At 63.4% G+C, this 2,842-nt stretch carries 7 protein-coding genes; 4 read left to right on the top strand and 3 right to left on the bottom strand.

The features are described from left to right. Positions 1-237 precede the first annotated feature (237 nt). Positions 238-369, top strand: a complete 132-nt coding sequence (locus QZ994_RS19325) for a Rha family transcriptional regulator (protein WP_290877567.1) — start codon at positions 238-240, stop codon at positions 367-369. A 69-nt stretch (positions 370-438) separates the two neighbouring features. Beyond that, a complete protein-coding gene (locus QZ994_RS19320; protein ID WP_290877565.1) occupies positions 439-576 on the top strand; it encodes a helix-turn-helix domain-containing protein in 138 nt (45 codons plus the stop codon). A 24-nt stretch (positions 577-600) separates the two neighbouring features. Here QZ994_RS19320 and QZ994_RS20060 read toward each other — a convergent pair whose 3' ends face one another. After that, complete coding sequence (locus tag QZ994_RS20060) at positions 601-963, bottom strand: GNAT family N-acetyltransferase (protein WP_367172361.1); 363 nt, start codon at positions 961-963, stop codon at positions 601-603. On the opposite strand from QZ994_RS20060, the gene QZ994_RS19315 reads away from it, so the two are divergent. Then, positions 924-1,520, top strand: a complete 597-nt coding sequence (locus QZ994_RS19315) for a KilA-N domain-containing protein (RefSeq protein WP_367172360.1) — start codon at positions 924-926, stop codon at positions 1,518-1,520. The two genes, QZ994_RS20060 and QZ994_RS19315, sit on opposite strands and share 40 nt — an antisense overlap. Here the strand turns inward: QZ994_RS19315 and QZ994_RS19310 are convergent. Next, positions 1,509-1,751, bottom strand: a complete 243-nt coding sequence (locus QZ994_RS19310; RefSeq protein WP_290877561.1) for a helix-turn-helix transcriptional regulator — start codon at positions 1,749-1,751, stop codon at positions 1,509-1,511. The two genes, QZ994_RS19315 and QZ994_RS19310, sit on opposite strands and share 12 nt — an antisense overlap. An 81-nt stretch (positions 1,752-1,832) precedes the next feature. On the opposite strand from QZ994_RS19310, the gene QZ994_RS19305 reads away from it, so the two are divergent. Then, positions 1,833-2,300 carry a DUF805 domain-containing protein gene (locus tag QZ994_RS19305; RefSeq protein WP_290877558.1) on the top strand — a complete coding sequence of 156 codons (468 nt, stop codon included), beginning with the start codon at positions 1,833-1,835 and terminating at the stop codon, positions 2,298-2,300. Positions 2,301-2,453: 153 nt separating this feature from the next. On the opposite strand, the gene QZ994_RS19300 is transcribed toward QZ994_RS19305, so the two are convergent. Continuing rightward, a complete protein-coding gene (locus QZ994_RS19300) occupies positions 2,454-2,708 on the bottom strand; it encodes a helix-turn-helix domain-containing protein (protein WP_290877569.1) in 255 nt (84 codons plus the stop codon). Between the last annotated feature and the right edge of the window lie 134 nt (positions 2,709-2,842).

Genomic DNA, 2,842 nt, shown 5'->3' with positions numbered 1-2,842 from the left:
GTGGCACTCGGGCTAATACGAGGGGGCATCGGCGCTTGCTGCACCTCTTGTTCAATTGGCGGGCCCAGGAAGGCCGCTTCCGGCCCCGCTGCGGGCTTTCTTCTGCTGGCGCTGGGGTAAGGCAGGATGCCGCTGCGATGCGGCCTGAAGGGTTCTGGTGGGGTTCCTGGGGCGACTGGCGCTGAGCGGCGACGGGGGAGGGGGGAAGCCACCACCGCACCGGAAGGCCCCCTCACGATGTCCAGCAAGGAGATTGCTGAACTCACAGGGAAGGAACACCGCCACGTCCTGCACGACATCCGCAACATGCTGGAGGCCCTGGGCAAGACATCTGCCGAGTTTTCGGCACATCTCCCGGACGCCTACTGACGCCCTCAACCGGCCTTCTCCCTCCCCAAGGACCTCACCATCACCCTGGTGGCTGGCTACAACGTCACCATGCGGCACCGCATCGTGACCCGCTGGATGGAACTGGAGGCCAAGGACAAGCAGTCAGGCGGCAAGGGCCGGGCGGCACTGGCGAGGGAGTACGGCATCAGCCGGGAGACGCTGTATCAGTACCTGAGGGGCGAGTGATCCCCGGACGCTGCCTTCCAGCGTTCAGGCCCAGGGATCCCGAGCAGGAGGACGCCAGTCCGTCAAGAACTTCTTTAGAGGCGTGTGCGTGTACGGAACTCCCGGCCCGTGCTGAGACTCAGGGCCGGTGAACCCACTCCCTCGGGCAAGCGCCTCCCCCTCCGGGCTTGTGCAGTCCACTGTCAGGCACTGTGCACCAGTGGACAAGAGATACGTCTCTGCCGCCTCAAGTAGTCGCCTACCTAGCCCTTGCCGTCGCATATCGGGGCACACCTCGACTAAATAGACCTCACGTACCGGCCCTTCAGTCTGGAAGACCACGTAACCCACGGGCCGCCCGTCTACCAGTGCACAGAGGCCCGCACCTCTCCGGAACAGTCGGGCCACCGCGCACCGGCTGTCGTAAAGCCCCTCGTGCTTGGCATCGTAAGCAGCCTTCTGCCACGCCAGGGTCTCAGGCAGTAGGGTCTCATTGGCTGGTAGCAAAGTGCAGGGCACGGGATGAGGGCACAGGGCAATGGTGCAGCCCAAAGGATAGCGGAGTGCCGCTGCGACCGCCCCCTTTCGTCTTCCGCGAAGACGGCTGGTTCAACATGACCAAGGCCGCGCAGCACTTCGGGAAGCAACTCCAGCACTTCTGGAGCTCCCCGGAGACTTCTGAGTACCTGCTGGCAATGGCAGACGCCTTCGGTAAATCATCGAAATCCGATGAATTGTTTACCGCCCAACGTGGACGCCACGGTGGCACCTGGGCACACCCCAAGCTGGCCGTGTTCTTCGCCCGCTGGCTGGACGTGAAGTTCGCCGTGTGGTGCGATGCCGTGATTGAGGGCATCCTGAAGGGGGCCGCAGAGGTCACCGTCACGAAGCCTGCGGGGTCTGCCGCGCTGGCGGTGCCCCAGAGCTATGCCGCGGTGGTGCCGGAGTGGCGATCAGGCCGTTAGGCGCTCAAGGCTCCGCATGGCCTTGTCAGGTTCGACCGCGCATGACCGGCACCAGTCCATGTAGAACAGGACATCCACGTACCGCTCCCCGCGCTCGATCTTCGACACGAAGGACTGAGTGACCCCGAGGGCGTCGGCAAGCTGGTTCTGTGTCATCCCCGCAGCCTCCCGCATGGCCTTCAGGTGGTTCCTGAGGGCGACATAGCGCGGGTGGTGGACAGACACAGACATGCCGGAATGGTCTAGTCCGTTACGGAATAGGCCACTTCGGACTAAGATACTTGCCCTTTTGAAGTTCAGTAGGAGTTTGAGTTGACGAGTTCCGGCAAGGTTGTGCGTAAGCCTGTCAAAGAAGATCAAGCCAAGCCTGAAGGCAGATGGTGGAGCGTCAGTGGTCGAATCGATCGAGGAACCTTCGTGGGTCGTGCGGTGGCCTGCTGGGGCGGCGCTTGGTTCCTGATGTTCCTGTTGAAGGGCAGTGGGCTGGGCTTCGGCTTGCTGCTAATCCTGAGCGCCTTCGTCCTGGGTATCTTGGGATGCCTTCAGGCCATCAAACGGGCGCACGACTTCGGGGCGTCGGGGTGGACGGTCCTGCTCGCGCTGCTCCCCTTCGTCAATGTCCTGTGGTTCATCGCGCTCGCGCTGGTGCCCGGCAAGCAGGGGAAGAACGCTCATGGGGATGTGCCTGAAGATGCCCCTGTGGTTGACCTTCGATCCGCCGAGGACCGTGCGCAGGACATGGCCCGCCTTGCTGCCTTGATGAAGGACCGTGGGGGCTAATAGGTCAGGTCAATCTCCTGACCGTGCCGTGTGCGACGTTTACAGATAGGCAGGGACACGGGCGCACACAAACGACAACGCCCCCGAAGGCATAGCCCTGGGAGGCGTCAAAACGGCCCACAGCGAGGCCGGAAGGTGTCGGAAGGGCAGGCCTTAGGCCGTCTCGTGCGCCTTCCTGGCGTCCACCACACGCTTGATCGTGGAGCGACTGGCCCCCGTGGCGGCGCTCACCTGAGACCATGACATCCCACGGTCCAGCATGTCAGCGATGGCAGCGTGGCGCTCCGTGTCCGCCTGACGGCCCCGGTAGAGGCCCGCTTGCTTGGCCTTCTCGATGCCCTGGGTCTGACGGCGGCGGCGGTCGTTGTAGTCCTTGCGGGCCACTGCGGCCAGCATGTCCAGGAGCATCCGATTCACGGCGTCCAGGAGCGCCTGTGTGGTCTCGTGTCCGCGCCGATCCAAATCTGAGCCACCGTGCCGATCCAATATTGAGCCAGGGCTGGTAGCCGACCAAAGGGTGGTCAGCTGTGGATAAGTGTAGA

Source organism: Aquabacterium sp., assembly GCF_021768455.1.
Taxonomy (GTDB): Bacteria; Pseudomonadota; Gammaproteobacteria; order Burkholderiales; family Burkholderiaceae_C; genus Aquabacterium.
Note: the sequence above shows the minus strand (reverse complement) of the source record. Positions and strands in the feature narration are given on the sequence as shown.